Source organism: Candidatus Hydrogenedentota bacterium, from assembly GCA_019637335.1.
Classification (GTDB): Bacteria; Hydrogenedentota; Hydrogenedentia; order Hydrogenedentales; family JAEUWI01; genus JAEUWI01.
In genome coordinates this window covers 285419-300007 of sequence record JAHBVV010000002.1, presented here as the reverse complement: position 1 = coordinate 300007, position 14589 = coordinate 285419, and the positions used below count along the sequence as shown (strand labels likewise).

The following is a 14589-nucleotide window of genomic DNA, read 5'->3' as shown; positions in this document are numbered from 1 at the left end:
AGTTTCCATCGCTTTTCAAGGAGTTCATCCATGCACGCAAATCCGCTGGCCGCGCCGGGCGCGGGCCTCCTGCGCAACGGCTGCGCACTGGCCCTCGCGCTCTGGGCGTTTTCTGCCGCCGCGCAAGAGCCAAATGATATAACACTTCGGCTTAGCGCGACAACCGGCAATCCCGGCGACACCGTCGAAGTCAGCGTGGAACTGGTGGCCGGCGATGTCCTTCCCGAGACCTTCGCGCTCTTCCTGGCCTACGACCCCGCGGCGCTGGTCCCGCTGCCACAGGCCTATGAAATCGTGGCGCGCAACGAGTTCACGGGCGAACCCATCCTGGACCGGCAAGGCAACACCGTCGCGGCGCTCAGCCTCGTGCGCCTTGAATCCGCCGTGAGCGCGGCGGGGAAGAACGCGACGTTCGAGATCTACCCCAATCCCGGCGCCATCGGCGTGCTGGTGCACGGCCTGAACCAGAATCCGATTCCCGCGGGCCCCCTGTTTACGGTGGCGTTTCGAATCCTGGAGACCGTGGAGGATGGTTCGATGACCGATATTCTGGGCGTCGATCCCGAATCGGAGGTGCATGTGCCGGATGGTCAGGGCGGCGTGGTCCGGCTGGAATCCTCGTTCTCCCGCACCGTGCCGGATTCGGAGACCGAGGTCGAGCTGCTTTCGTTCGGGTTTGAAAACACGGCGGTTCTCGTGGGCTGCGCGCCTCCGGCCGCCCCGACCGGCGTGACCGCCACGACAAACCGGAACGACGCCGTCGTGGTCTCGTGGAATGCGGTGGCGGGCGCCAACATCGAGTACCGCGTATTCCGCTTCACCAGCGATTCCGCGGTGTCGGCCCAGCCCCTCGGCGAGGCCTGGCAGACCGGCACGACCTTCAACGACATCACCGCGCGCGTGCCGGAAGTCGTCCCCGCCGATTGCGCGATGCCGGATACAGTCAATGAAGTGCGCTACTTCTACTGGGTCAAGGCGCGCAGCCAGGAGGGTTGCGAAAGCCCCTTCAGCGCCAGCCCGGCCCAGGGCCACCGGATCCAGTCCGCGAAGCAGGTTGCCGCGGGCGTGCTGCCCCTGGCGCTGTTGGTGGCCGTCGCGGTCGCCGCCGGGCGGCGGCGTTCCGTTGCGCGGGAGACCCGGTAAACCATGACCAAACCCTGCCTGGCGCGCGGACCGCAACCTGTTTCGGGGCGTCCGTAGATGCATCCCACCCTGCTGTCCATCGGCCCCTTCGATTTTCACGCCTACACCGTCACGCTCGCGATTGCGTTTCTGGTGGGTGTGCTCGGCGCGGTGCGCGAGAACTACAAGCTGCCCAACCCCTATCCCGTGACGCCGGCGGGCGGCGTCTGGATCTTTTTCGGCGCGCTCGTTGGGGCAAAGGTCTACTGGTATCTGCAATATGGCCTGACCTTTGCCTACGACGACGGTACGCCCTACGCCTGGTACCGGGTCTTCTTCATCTGGGAAGGCGGCATGGTGTACTTCGGCGGCCTGATCGGCGGGTTTCTCGGCGGCGTGGCGTATGTGCGCTGGATGCGCGTGCCGATTGTCCCCATGGCCGATATTGGCATGCCCTTCCTGCCCCTGGGGCATTCCATCGCGCGTGTGGGTTGCTTCCTGAACGGATGCTGCTGGGGAACCGTAACGGACGGGCCGCTCGGGGTGGTGTTTCCGGCGCGGGGTCTCGTGGCGCGCCAGCAGGCGGGTGACGGCCTGATTTCCTCCATGGCGTCGCAGCCGCTGCCGGTGCATGCGACCCAGCTGTACGAGGCGGCGGGTTTGTTCGTCATCTTCCTCGTCATGCGCTTCGCCTACAAGCGCCGCCAGCACACGGGCTCCATCATGATGCTGTACCCGCTGCTGTATGGCATGCTTCGCTTCACGACCGAATCGTTCCGGGGCGACAGCGCGCGCCCGATCCTCGGCATGACCGTCAGCCAGATGGTCGGCCTGGGGTTGTTTCTTGGCGCGGCGGTCTTCTATGTGGTGATGTACCAGACACGCTGGCGGCCGGCCATTTCCGGCGATAACCGCGAAAACGGAGAAAAATAGCGCCGGGTGCGGGAAATGTCGTGAAAAAGCCGATAAAGTGTTGACAAGGTTTTGAGGGTTCTCTATACTAATCCAGTCTAATTACGCCTGCACCCGAGCCGGCCATACGTGGAATGGGAGCGCGATGCTTCGGTCAGGTGCGGACGATCTAAGTAATTACCTTTCAATTAGTTGAGGATGTTCGGTCCGCATGGCCCGGCGCCGGGAATTCCGGCGGGCCCGCGCGGCCTGATGCTGAGCAATACCAACGGTCTAAGAGGAGAAGCCAGAATGGGGACCAGCAAGAAACTGATGCTTGCGTCGCTCGTAAGCATGATGGTGGTACTCGCCTTCGGAATCGGGCTCGTTCCGTCTTTCGATTCGGCGCGCACCAATGCGGCGAGCAACGACGGCCGGATCGATTTTGGCCAGTTCCTCGACATGATCCTGCTCAACCAGGGCGGCGCCCTCATTGACAAGGGCGTTGGCGTTACCCTGGAGTCCACGCCGTTTTCCAGCGGCGACACCATCCTCGTTCCGACGACGAGCACCGGCGATGTGGAAGTGCTGCTGAGCGCGGCGGTCCCCGGCGCGGGCAACGACACAACGGTCACATATGTCGCCAATCTCGCCAACGACGAAACGCAGGCGGAAGCGCCGTGGCGGACGGTGGAGGGCGTCTATACGCTCGGCGCGGACGGCGTTTTCTCGCCCGACGGCGTCTTCTCGGATTTCAGCAGCGCGCTGACCCTCACCAGCTTCGTTCCGGCGATCGAGGGCCAGTCGAACGCGATCCTGATCTACGGCCTCGTGAACGCCGTGGCGCAGTCCAAGCAGACCGCCGCGTTCACCTACGAAACCACGAACATGATGGAAGAGGCGATTGCGCTTACCATCCGTTCGGTGGATATCGACCCGGACGGCAACGGCTTCCCGGATGATCCGTTTACCTTTGTCGCGCCGGGCGAGACGTCCGTGGCGAACGTGCTGGTCAATGGCGCCGGCCGCACCGCCCTGCTCGCGAATCTGGACGAACCGGTTGTAACAAAGCAGACCGATTCCGGCGTCGTGGTCGCCTTCGGCAACGTGATGGTGACCTCGCCGACAAAGGCGGATCTGGTCAACGCGGGGCTGATTGACAGCGGCGACTCGGCCTATATCGTCGTCGGCATTTCCGACGAGCTTGTGGGTGCGGCGGACGTGAACCTTTCGGGCGGCACGATCGAAGAATGGGCGGCGGCGGTCGAAGCAGGCCAGCCCACCAGCCTGCTTTCGGGCGCGCCGTACGTCGAAATCAGCATTATCGCCGGCACGTCGGTTTCGGATATGGCCGATATCGGCGACCTCGGCGCGCTTTCGGTGAACCTGTTCATCGCCGGCGATGGCTTCCCGGCCGCGGACCTGGACCGGGTGCAGCTCTACTCCTATGACACCACGATCGGATCCGCCGGGACGGCCGTTACCGTCGACGCGGCGGCGGATGGAAGCTGGACGCTGCTGCCGGAATCCGTCGTTTCACCCGGCGGCGATATCAATGTGAACCTCTCCCGGCTCTCCTTGTTTGCGCCGTTCCCCGCGGCCCTGCAGCTGACGGGGATTACGCCGGATGAACTGCCCGGAATGCGCGAGTTTAACGCGGTGGTTACCGGGCGTTTCCCGATTGAGGGCGCGGGGCTGACGGCGGCCGAGGCGGCGGATGCGTTTACCATCACGCTGAACGGACAGGAGGCGGCCTACCGCGAAGTGGGCGGCATCGCGGCGACCTCCACCGAAATCTACATTGTTACGCCCGCACTGCCGCAGACCATGATTGGCGGCGAGGCGCAGGATACCCCGGTGACGCTCGTCATTACCGACAATGCAAACCCGGAAAACACGGTGACACTCCCGAATGCCGCCTTGCTTAAGTCGGCGGTCGAGCTTACCGTCGAAATATCGGGGTCGGGTTCCGTGACGCTAAGTCCGGCTTCGCTGGAAGGCGGGACCAGCGGCGGGCTCTATCTGAGAAACGCGCCGATCCAGGCGACCTTTGCGCCGGCGGCCGGGTTCGAGGTGTCGCAGGTTATCCTGAACGATGCGGACGCGACGGGCGAAGTGGCCAATAATACGCTGAACTTCACCATCGCCGAGAGCCAGGTGCTTCGGGTGACTTTCGCCCAGCCGGCGGGCGAAGGCGAGGGTGAAGGCGAGGGCGAGGGAGAAGGCGAAGGCGAGGGAGAAGGCGAGGGCGAGGGAGAAGGCGAGGGCGAGGGTGAAGGAGAAGGCGAGGGAGAAGGCGAAGGCGAGGGCGAAGACGAGTACGTGGACGAAGAGGCCGCGCTGGCGCTGCTGGCGGCCTTTGCGAGCGCGGACGCCAATGGCGATGGCCGGTTGACGCTGGCCGAGGCGCAGACCGTGGTGCCGAATATGAACGCGGAGCGTTTCGGGCGCCTGGACACCAACAACGACGGCTTCCTTTCCCGGGCGGAACTCCAGGCCTTCCAGACGGTGGGCGAGGCGGTGATTACCGGAATTTCGCCGAGCGAGGCCTGGATCTTCGGTGGGGTGGTCGCGCAGATTAGCGGCCAGAATCTCAGCGAAGGCACCGTAATTCGCTTTGGCAACGTGACCGTCGAGGGCTTCCGCGCCTCCGCCGACAACCGTACCATTGATGTGATTGTTCCAGAGAGCACGGACGTTTCGAACAACGATTTCGTCGACGTGACGGTCTCGGTTCGCAATGGCGGCCAGGCGCAGGCGTCCCTGTTCAATTCGTTCCGCTACAACCGCTATGTGCAGGCGAACGGCGTTAATACGACCGCCTACGCGTTTGACGGCGCCCAGGGGCTCGACGGGCTGAACGTCGCCCTGAGCGCGAATGCCTTCGCGACGGTGGATATTCCGGTCGCGCCGGACGGCGGCCGGGTCTATGGCATCATCCGGACCAGCACGGCGGCTTCGAACCAGGCCGGCGGCGCGCTGGGCACCAGCGCCATCAGCGGCGTCCTGAATGGCCAGGGCGTCAGCGGCGGCGCGGCGCTGGGTGGGAACATCCACGATTTCGCGATGTACTTCTACGAGCCGGTTGACTTCACTGCGGTGAAGCAGAATACGCCCACAATGGGCATGCCGACGAGCGGACCGGCCACGGGCGGCGCGTTCCGTGCCGGCGCGCGCTCGCGCTACCTGGTCGGCGAGAACGGCGAGCCGGTAATCGATCCGGTCACGAACGAGCCCATTGAGATCGAACCGGTTCGCGTGTCGTTTGTGTCGGACGCCCCGGAATTCAACGCCTCCGCGGTCCGGGCCGGACTGGCGTGGTACGGTATCGAGAGCAGCTTCGATTATGCCACCGGCGATCTCGTCGTTCCGGATACCGCCGTGGTGGCGTACCAGTCGAACCTGCTGGGCGCCGAGGTTGACCCGGCCCTGGCCGCCTCCACGCCGGGCAACGTGCCCATTGACGCCGTGAACGAAGCGCGGCTGTACAGCCTGAACGGCTTCTCGCTGCGCCGCGGCGCCGGGCTGCCCGACGCGCTCGTGGAGTCGATTCTCGAGGCCAATGCGGAAATCTCCTTCAGCGGCACGCGCGATGGCGGTACGGAAGTGACCATCATATCGCCGGAGGGCGGTCTGGCGTGGATCAGCCGCGTCGCGCTCGCGGCGCCCGGTGGCGCGGGCCAGGCGCTTAACGTCGGGCCGGGCGGTTTCGTGACCGCGCCGGGCACAAATGAGAACACGTTCACCTTCCGGACCCCGGCCTCGTCCAGTTCGGGCATTCGCGACGTGACCATCTTCCTGTCCGCCACGCCCGATGTGGCTGCGGTGACGCTGCCGAACTTCTTCGAATACACCGCCCAGGGCGGGCAGGACTTCCCGCTTCTGGTGCTGCTTGGCCTGTTGCTGGCGCTCCTCGGCATCTCCGCCGGCGGCGCGGGCGACAGCAGCGGCGGCCCGTGCTTCATCGCCACGGCGGCCTACAACTCGCCGATGGCGGCGGAGATCAACGTCCTGCGCGAAGTGCGCGATTCGTACCTGCTGGAGTCGGCCCTCGGCACCGCGCTGGTGGATGCGTACTACCACGTGAGCCCCGCTATCGCGGACGTGGTGGCGAAGAGCCCGGCCCTGGCTGCGGCGGTTCGCGTCGCGCTGGTGCCGGTGGTCTTCCTCGGCAACCTGGCGCTGGCGTCGCCGGCCCTCTTCGCGCTGTTGGCGCTCTCGCTGGGCGTCCTCGGCATACGGCGCTGCAAGCGCTGGTTCGCCCGCTGATCGCGGACATTCAATCCGGATAATCAGGCGGCGCGGTCCTTCGGGATCGCGCCGCCGTTGTTATGTCCGCCCCAGGCCGATGCGCCGGGATCCCAGGCGGTTTAAGAGTGCGTCCAGGCCAATCCAACGGCTCAGCCGCTGAGCGTTCCGCGGACTCCGGCGGTCCGGCGTAACATGCAGTATGCCAACGCACCCATTTCGTGGTTTCATAACACGTTAGCTATCTGAACCTGAGTGGCAGTTTAACCACGAATGGACACGAATGGACACAAATAAGAAACCGATATTCGTTTCATAAAGCCGGCCTTTTCCCAGGCCCGCAGCCAGGCGCCCAGGCAACAAGAAACCTGATTGGGCGCGGAGAGGATAGATCAAACCTTTCGCCGCAACGAAGCAATTTTCCTGTAGACTCGCGCAGATCCGCACAGATAGATCAGAAGTAACACTTTAGCGGAATAAAGTGGACTTGATTTCTCGACGGCACAAACCCGCGCCGCAACGGAAGTGCGATCCCAGCCTTGCGCGCTCTCGTCGTAGTATCGCGGCATGACAAGAATGGGCTGGCGCCACTTCATATGGCTAAAGTGTAGCGATCAGAAATACTCCATCTCCTTAGGCCAGGAGAGCTCCTACTTCGAATACTATCCCCTCGCCGGTGTGCCGGTACCGGCTGCCGGTCTCTACCTCATATCTGTGGCGTTCTACGCAAATCTGTGGGAAACCGGAGAAATGCCCCCCGCTCTCGCCGCCGCCGTGCTCTACGTACCGAAATAGCGAAAAGAAGTGGCCCGCAAGTGAAAACCGAAGGTGCGCGCCCTCGAGAAAAAGGCCAGACTTCAGGGCGGCGATCCAGCAGGATCGCCGCCGTTTTCTTGTCTGGCCATCGCGCCCGACTCGACGCCAGGCATCCCGGGCGAGGCGAAAAGCTCACTATGCAATACGTTCTGTCGATTCTCATTCGCAAACACGGTGCAGCATTTATATGATGGCATATTGTTTTGTTTTGCAATCTATTCTTTCTATATTGTATAATCACTTCCGCTCACCTAGCTTAACTTCCGAAAAAGGACCCTGCCAACCATGCGCCACAAAGGTTTTACCCTCATCGAACTGCTGGTGGTTATCGCCATCATCGGCATACTCGCCGCCATCCTTCTGCCCGCCCTGGCCCGGGCCCGCGAGGCCGCCCGGCGCGCCAGCTGCCAGAACAACCTCAAACAGATGGGCCTCGTCTTCAAGATGTACGCTGGCGAGTCCGAGGGCGAGCAGTATCCCCCGGTCTCCCTGGGACGCCTGGCCAAGAAAGACGGCTCCCTCGGCGCCGTGCTGGACGCGGGCCCCTTTCCGAGCCTCATCTACCCCGATTACCTGAACGACCCGGCCACGCTCCTGTGCCCCTCCACCGCGGACCTGGAGATCGCCCGGCAAGGCATGCGCGACGCGGATGGCAATTGGTGCATTAGCTACGGCGGCACGGGCTTCCGCGAGTGCGGGCGCGGCGTGGACAGCAGCTACCAGTACTTTGGCTGGGTGCTCGATCGCAACGACGTGACCGATCCCATCACGACCATTTCGGCGCTCCCGAATGTGAACTTCGCGGCCGCGGCCTACGGCGCCGATCCGGCTTCGGAGGTGCCCGCGCAGTTTGGCTGGATGATGAACAAATACTTCGAGGGCTTTATCCAGTTGTTCTTCAACCCGACCGCTCAGGCCAACAACCAGCCCATGCCCCAGGTGCTGGAGGACATCAATGTATCCTCGACCGCGCCCGGAAACGGCAATGGCGGCGGCAACACCATTTTCCGCCTCCGCGAGGGCGTCGAGCGCTTCATGATCACCGACATCAACAACCCCGGCGCCAGCGCCAAGGCCCAGAGCGAGGTCTACATCATGTTTGACAGCCTCTCGATCCACCCGCGCGCCTACAACCACGTACCGGGCGGTTCAAGCGTGCTCTACATGGACGGCCACGTCGAGTTCATCAAGTACAACGCCGGTGGCAAGCAGCCATTGAACGAGCCCTTCGCCACGCTGGTCGGCGTTTACACCAAGTTCTGACCCCAACGGCCCGATACCCGCTCTCCCGAACCCCCCAACCGGGCATCGGGCCGCGTTCCCTCGCCCGAATTCTCCCAATCGGGCTGGCTGGCGGGACCCGACCCCAACCGTCCCGCCAGCCTTTACTATTGATCCCAGTACAGGCAGAATGAGCACGCGCCAATGAACCATCACCGCCGAACCCGATTGCTCTATGCCGTCCACAAGTGGACCGGCCTCCTCATCGGCTTCAACGTCTTCCTCTTCAGCATAACGGCCGTCTTCCTGCTCGCCGTGGATCTCGCGCTGCCCGGGGAGGAGGTGTCCCGCACTCCCCTGGACACCGCGCGCCTGTTACCCGTGCAGCCCATGTTGGACAAGCTCGCCGCTCACTACGCGGACCACGGCTTCCGGGCCGACAGCGTGGCCTTCGCCACGGCGGAAGGCGAACGGCACGAGATCCGGATCGATGTCGGAGGGGAGCGGCACGCCCACCTCCGCTACCGCGCGGACCCCTACACGGGCGCGCTCCAGCTCAGCCGCGGAACCGTTCCCGCCGATATCCCGCCGTACGCCGAACAGGCGCCCGCGGACGCCGAGGGCGCGTCCGCCGCCGTCCCCGGAGAAGTCCCGCTCCCCCTCTACGCCCGCATCGACGCGTTCATGTTCGAACTTCACTCCAGCCTGGCCCTCGGGATTCCGGGCCTTTTCATCACGGGCGTGCTCGGCGTCGTCTTCCTGATCTCCACGATCACCGGCTGGATCATCTATGGCCCCTTCATGAAGGCCCTCGTCTTCGGCATGATCCGCCAGGGCAAGGCCGCCCACATGCGCGCCGCCGACATGCACAAACTCGTCGGCATCGGCGCGCTCGCCTTCAACCTGGTCATGGCGGTCACCGGCATCGGGCTTACCCTCGGCCTCTTCGCCATTCAGATGCAGGTGCGCCAGGACCTCATGACGATTGAGTCGCTGGCCGGCGAAATTGTGCCCGTGGACCCGCCGCCCTCGGCCGACGCCGCCCGCGCGGCCGCGCAAACCGTATTTCCCGAGCACACTATCACGGTGATCGACTTCCCCGGTCCGGAGACCATCCAGGGCGAGAAGGTCTTCACCTTCTTCGCGGTGCGCGATCCCGCCGATCCCGGCCTCCTCCCCGAAATCGGGATCATATCGGCGGAAGCCACGCCGGTCGCCCGGGAATATCCCCTGCACTGGTGGATGGAAGCCATTCTTATCGGCGCGCCGATGCACACCGGTTCCTATGGCGGCAAGCCCATGCTCGCGGCCTACCTGCTCTTCAGCCTGGCCTCCGGTTTCCTCTCCCTATCCGGCTATTTCATGTACATCGCCAAATGGCGTCGACACCGCCGCCTCAAGCGCGCGCGCGCGGCGGCCACCCCGGCGGCCGGCGCGCCCGAACCCGCGACGGCAACCCCGCGAACGGTCCCCGCACCCGCCCGGCTCGGCCCCTGGGGCATCTCGGGGCTCACCCTCGCCGCGATGGCCATCGGCATCCTCGGGGCCGGCTTCTGGGACGCCCTCGCCATGCTCCTCCTCTTCGTGCCGGGCATCGCCGTCACGCGCCGCCTCTTCGCCTGATCGCGCCGCTAGAGGAACGCTTCATCCCCTGGTGGGAAGTCGCGTCTCGTCGAGTTCTTGCGCGGCAAAACCCAGAGCAATCGCATTTAAACTCGATCTCGGTATATGGGCGTAAACTTGAGTCGATTTGGAACCTTGAATCAACGATAGTGAGCGTCTTGGAGCGCCGGCATCTTTGCCGGCAAGGTCCGGGATTCGCCGCAGGCGAAATGCCAGCGCTCCAACACGCGCCCTTTTTAACGTTGAAGGTGATTCATGTGGCGCTCGGCTCGAATTGGAAGTTTAAATGCGATTGCCCTGCGGCAAAACCCTGGACGGACGGCGCGGGTCTCAGGAGTGCAAAAGGAGGCGCTATGCACCCGCGTTCCATCCTCACCACATTGCTCGTTACGGCCTCGATGGCCACTCCGCTGTTCGGGGCCGTGGCGGCTCCGCCGCTGCCGGAGGCCACCCCGCAAAAACTGCCGATCTGGCGCGGGTTCAACCTGCTCGAAAAGTTTTCGCTGGACTGGCCGAAAGGGCCGTTTCGGGAGGAGGACTTCCAGCTTATCCACGAACTGGGCTTCAACTTTGTGCGGTTGCCCATGGATTACCGGCTGTGGATTGTGGACGGCGACTGGCGCGCAATGGATGAAGCGGTGATCCGCGAGATTGACGAGGCGGTGGCGTGGGGCGGGCAATACGGGATCCATGTAAGCATCAATTTTCACCGCGCGCCCGGGCACACGGTGGCGGAGCCGAAGGAAACGCGCGACCTGTGGAGCGACCCGGAGGCGCAGGAGGTCTGTGCGCTACACTGGGCGTACTTCGCGCGGCGCTACAAGGATATCCCCAGCGAGCGATTGAGCTTTAACCTGTTTAACGAGCCCGGCGACATCCCGGGCGACGTGTATGCGCGCGTTGCCGGAAAGATGGTGGAAGCCATCCGCGCGGAGGATCCGGACCGGCTCATTATCGCGGATGGCGCGCTCTGGGGGCGGAAACCCTGTCCCGAGCTCCTGCCGCTCGGCGTGGCCCAGGCGACGCGCGGGTATGAGCCCATGAACATTACGCACTACGGGGCCACCTGGGTAAACACCCAGGGCATGGTGGAGCCGGTCTGGCCACTGCCTTTAACCAACCAGCTCCTGTTTGGTCCGGCCAAACGTGACTTGCAGGCGCCTCTGGTGCTGGAGGGACCCTTTCCGAACGGCTTGACGCTCCGGCTGCGCGTGGGCACGGTGTCGGACCGGAGCCATCTGCTCGTGACGGCGGACGAAACTCCGCTCTGGGACCGCGAATTCGTCTGCGGGCCGGGCGACGGCGAATGGCGGGAGGCGATCTGGAAGGAAGCGTGGCAGGTCTACCAGAACCGTTACGACCGCGATTATGAGGTTGATATTCCGCCGGGCGCCGCGCGCATTGCTTTGCGCAATACCGCCGGTGACTGGATGACGATCACCGAGCTGGGCGCGCGCCCACCCGGCGCGCCGTCGGGCGAAGAGACGGTCCTGGGGCTCATGCTCGCCTGGGGTGAACCGAATCCGACCATTCATCTGGCTCGCCAGGGGAATGCGTGGTCGTTCACTTCCGAGAAAAAACTTGACCGGACGGCCCTTTGGGAAAGTGGCATTCTCCCCTGGCGGGAACTGGAAGCCCAGGGCTGTGGCGTAATGGTGGGCGAGTTTGGCGTATTCAATCAGACCCCGCACGATGTGGCGCTTCGGTGGATGGAAGACTGTCTGCGAAACTGGAAAGAAGCCGGCTGGGGCTGGGCGCTGTGGAACTTCCGGGGGAGTTTTGGCGTGATCGACAGCGGCCGCGCCGACGTTGAGTACGAGGATTGGCGCGGACATAAGCTGGACCGGGCCATGCTGTCGTTACTCCAGCGTTATTGAGGCGGGCGGAGAAAGCGGGACGGGAGGCGAGATGGGGCTGTGCGTTGGCGCGAAGCGAACCCCTGACGGGCGGCGGCCTGTATTCTGCCTACGGCAACCTGGCCCGCCCGGAAAACCGCTTGCCATCCCGCCGATTGAGCGCTACACTGATACAGGCAATCCGCTCGCGGGGGACCCACCATGACTCGGCGCAATTTCGCAATCTTCTGGATCGGGGCGATGTTGGTCGGCTCGCTCCTCATGTTATTCGCCGTGGTTTCGACCCAGCACCTGTTCGTCCCCCCGGGCGCCTTGATCAACCTGCTGGCCAGCATGCGGCTCCTCGACTTGTTTCGGCCCCGTCGCACACCGTTCGTCAAAGAATTCCTGGTGCTGGGCCTGGCCATAACCCTGGCGCTTCTCCTCAGGTTTCCATCCTCCGCGTTGGTTGTCACCTTAATCTTCCTCTGGTGCGCGTTCCTGATGCCGCTGCTGGTGATTGGCGCGGCGGTGTCCGAGCGCTTCGAGGCGCGGTGGCCGCTCCGCGCCGTCCTCCACCTCCTGGCGCCGGCGGTTGGCGGCGTGTTGCTGATGCTGGCCGGATTCCAGGCTTCCTTCCGGGAGCTCGAAGAGCCGCCCATCGACGTCGCCGGAGACGCGCTGGCGGATAAGAATCCCCCCTTCGCCGACACGCCCGACCACTGGGAGGCCGTGCCTATGGGCGAAAACACGTTGCCCGGCGGCGTCGACCTTCTGGAGATTAACAAGAGCGCCGCCGTCATCGGGCTGGACTTCGCTGCCGTGGAGGACGCCGAGGCGGCCGTCCAGGAGAAGCGCTTCGCCAGCTACCGCGACGCCATCGACCACCTGGAACAGCGCGGATTGCCGTGGATTCCCTCGGTGCAGATGGTGGATCAGCGGGTGAAGGCCTTCTCCGACGCGGCCTACGCCGCCATCGACCTGTTTACGCAGCGCGATGCGGAGGCGCTCGGGGGCGGGCGTCAGGTCTTTCTCGAAGGGTTGCTGGAGGCGCTCCTTGAAAACGAGGCGGCGCAGGCGGCGGCGTATGTCGCGGCGGCGCTTATCCTGTCGGGTCAGGAGCCGGCGCTGCCGCCCGAGGTGGCGGAGATCGCCGCGGAAATGCTGGAGCGCTTCCGCGCGGACGAATACGAGAGCAAGCCGGTCGGATACTACGCGGAGCGCGAGGAACTTGCGCGCGTATTCCAGCAGAACCGCTTTTGCCAATACAATCTTGTGGAAGAGTTTGACCCGACTACGGCCGAACAGATCGCGTCCGGCATTGCGCGCGTCCTGGAGGACGATGCGGCGCTCGCCAACGCCTACGACGCCATCCTGGCGCTTCAGTCCCGCACGACCAATCCGCCGGGCGCGGGATTCGCGAGCCTGAAGGGCTATACACCCGGAACAGTCGGTGCGCACTTCCACCTCGCGCTGTTTCCGCCTTCCGGTTCGGTGGAAAACGCGCTTTTCCAGCGAATCTACGATGGGCTTCCGAACGAGAGCATCATGAACCGGCTGATCGTGGCCATACGCAACGGCGAAGTGGACCTGGCCCCGGACGAACACAGCGGGTGGTACGACTATCAGGTTCACGCGCTGGAGACGCTGCTCGTGCCGGAGCGCGGGCCGGAAGGCGAGAAGCTGCTGTTGTCAAAGGCCTTCAAGGAGCGCCTGATCGAAGCGTTCCGGACCATCCTTACCAAGCAGCGAGAACTTCACGTCGGGCACCTGCACCGGGTTCGGCAGGGGGGGACCTTCCGGGCGATGGAAATTTCGCCCGAACTCGCCCTCGAACCCACCGCCACGCACTATCTTCGCTCCGCACGCGCACTGCGTTTTCTCGAAACGGCGGTCACCGCGATCCTCGGCGAGCCGGGGTATGCGTCCATCACGCTGGCGGGCGGCGAACGCCTCGCCGAGGCCCTGCCGCCGGTCGCCCAACTCCTCTACGGGCTCTATTTCCAGGTTTGCGAGGATATCGGTATGGCGCCCGAACTCCTGGCCGGGGAACTTACGCCGGGCGAAGTCGCGGCGGCCCGCGCCCAGGCTCGGGACTGGCTGGATAACCGCGGCGCGGAAGAGGTCTTCGCCGCCGACGTCCGGTATATCGTCCCCGTGATGGCGAATGCGGACACCACCGAAGTGCGCTACTGGATGACGACGGGCATCCGCCTCCTCAAGGTGAAGGCCGAATACGCCCGTCCCCCACGCCTGCGGATCGATGGTGAGTTGCTTCCCGAGGACGCCAACCCTGGCTTTTACGGCATGGCCTTCGGCGAAAGCGAATTCTACCTCCCCGTGGAGGAATTCGCCGAGGCCACCGGCTCCAGCGCCCCCTGGACCCGCGAGGAGTTCCGCGCGCTTTGCGACCGCGCCGGCAGCCACGCGGCGATCACACGCGCGGTGGAGAACGGGCGGTTTAGCGGGGACTGACTCCGGCTGGCAAGGATGCCCGAAGCCGGAAACGGATGCGGTAATCCAGCCGGTGGCTGTACCCGCGAAAAGTGTTTTCCACGGGTACCGGCGCCCTCGCTTCACGGTGATCGTTCCACGCTTTCGCGACTTCGCGCACTGGGGCTCGTGAGCCAGTCCCCGGGGATCGCCTCCGGCTGGCAAGGATGCCCGAAGCCGGAAACGGATGCGGTAATCCAGCCGGTGGCTGTACCCGCGAAAAGTGTTTTCCACGGGTACAGGCGCCCTCGCTTCACGATGATCGTTTCACGCTTTCGCGGCCGGGCGCACTGGGGCTCGGGAGCCAGTCCCCGGGGACCGCCTCCGGCTGGCAAGGATG

7 protein-coding genes are annotated in these 14589 nt (G+C 64.5%); all 7 read left to right on the top strand.

The features are described 5' to 3' along the window. Positions 1-30 precede the first annotated feature (30 nt). Positions 31-1143, top strand: coding sequence for a fibronectin type III domain-containing protein (locus tag KF886_04710; protein ID MBX3176640.1), 1113 nt, complete (start codon positions 31-33; stop codon positions 1141-1143). A 57-nt stretch (positions 1144-1200) separates the two neighbouring features. Next, positions 1201-2055 carry a prolipoprotein diacylglyceryl transferase gene (locus KF886_04705; GenBank protein MBX3176639.1) on the top strand — a complete coding sequence of 285 codons (855 nt, stop codon included), beginning with the start codon at positions 1201-1203 and terminating at the stop codon, positions 2053-2055. Positions 2056-2325: 270 nt separating this feature from the next. Continuing rightward, the gene (locus KF886_04700) at positions 2326-6282 is read left to right on the top strand and encodes an IPT/TIG domain-containing protein (protein MBX3176638.1); all 3957 of its coding nucleotides are present in this window, start codon (positions 2326-2328) and stop codon (positions 6280-6282) included. Between the two features lie 1080 nt (positions 6283-7362). Next, positions 7363-8340 carry a DUF1559 domain-containing protein gene (locus tag KF886_04695; protein MBX3176637.1) on the top strand — a complete coding sequence of 326 codons (978 nt, stop codon included), beginning with the start codon at positions 7363-7365 and terminating at the stop codon, positions 8338-8340. Between the two features lie 162 nt (positions 8341-8502). Further along, entirely contained in the window at positions 8503-9921 is a 1419-nt protein-coding gene (locus tag KF886_04690) for a PepSY domain-containing protein (protein ID MBX3176636.1), read from the top strand. A gap of 353 nt (positions 9922-10274) precedes the next feature. Next, on the top strand, positions 10275-11798 hold the full coding sequence (locus KF886_04685) for a cellulase family glycosylhydrolase (protein MBX3176635.1): 1524 nt from the start codon (positions 10275-10277) through the stop codon (positions 11796-11798). 180 nt (positions 11799-11978) lie between these two features. Next, positions 11979-14231 carry a hypothetical protein gene (locus KF886_04680; GenBank protein MBX3176634.1) on the top strand — a complete coding sequence of 751 codons (2253 nt, stop codon included), beginning with the start codon at positions 11979-11981 and terminating at the stop codon, positions 14229-14231. Positions 14232-14589: the final 358 nt, after the last annotated feature.

Bases quoted from the DNA above. Each gene is read 5' to 3' on its own strand.
- KF886_04685 (MBX3176635.1), top strand. From the start codon at position 10,275: ATGCACCCGCGTTCCATCCTCACCACATTGCTCGTTACGGCCTCGATG.
- KF886_04690 (MBX3176636.1), top strand. From the start codon at position 8,503: ATGAACCATCACCGCCGAACCCGATTGCTCTATGCCGTCCACAAGTGG.
- KF886_04680 (MBX3176634.1), top strand. From the start codon at position 11,979: ATGACTCGGCGCAATTTCGCAATCTTCTGGATCGGGGCGATGTTGGTC.
- KF886_04700 (MBX3176638.1), top strand. From the start codon at position 2,326: ATGGGGACCAGCAAGAAACTGATGCTTGCGTCGCTCGTAAGCATGATG.
- KF886_04705 (MBX3176639.1), top strand. From the start codon at position 1,201: ATGCATCCCACCCTGCTGTCCATCGGCCCCTTCGATTTTCACGCCTAC.
- KF886_04695 (MBX3176637.1), top strand. From the start codon at position 7,363: ATGCGCCACAAAGGTTTTACCCTCATCGAACTGCTGGTGGTTATCGCC.
- KF886_04710 (MBX3176640.1), top strand. From the start codon at position 31: ATGCACGCAAATCCGCTGGCCGCGCCGGGCGCGGGCCTCCTGCGCAAC.